1 protein-coding gene is annotated in these 526 nt (G+C 69.9%); it reads left to right on the forward strand.

Annotation, left to right across the window (positions count from 1 at the left end):
- A partial coding sequence (locus AC1D15_RS36560) for an AAA family ATPase (RefSeq protein ID WP_477829943.1) occupies positions 1–526 on the forward strand: 526 nt, incomplete at both ends.

Raw genomic sequence — 526 nt, forward strand, 5'->3', positions numbered from 1 at the left:
ACATCCTGATGCGCCGCCGCCAGAACAACCCGATCCTGGTMGGCGAGGCCGGCGTCGGCAAGACGGCCATCGTCGAAGGCTTCGCGCAGCGCATCGCGCGCGGCGACGTGCCGCCGGCGCTGAAGGACGTGGAGCTGCGCGCGCTCGACGTCGGCCTGCTGCAGGCCGGCGCCAGCATGAAGGGCGAGTTCGAGCAGCGGCTGCGCTCGGTGATCGACGAGGTGCAGGCGAGCGCCAAGCCCATCATTTTGTTCATCGACGAGACGCACACGCTGGTGGGCGCCGGCGGCGCGGCCGGCACCGGCGACGCCGCCAACCTGCTGAAGCCGGCGCTCGCGCGCGGCCAGCTGCGCACGATCGGCGCGACCACCTTCGCCGAGTACAAGAAGTACATCGAGAAGGACCCGGCGCTGACGCGGCGCTTCCAGAGCGTGCAGGTCGACGAGCCGGACGAGCCGAAGGCCATCCTGATGATGCGCGGCGTGGCCTCGACGATGGAGAAGCACCACAAGGTGCAGATCCTCGA

It is taken from the genome of Rhizobacter sp. P2_H2 (assembly GCF_056403375.1).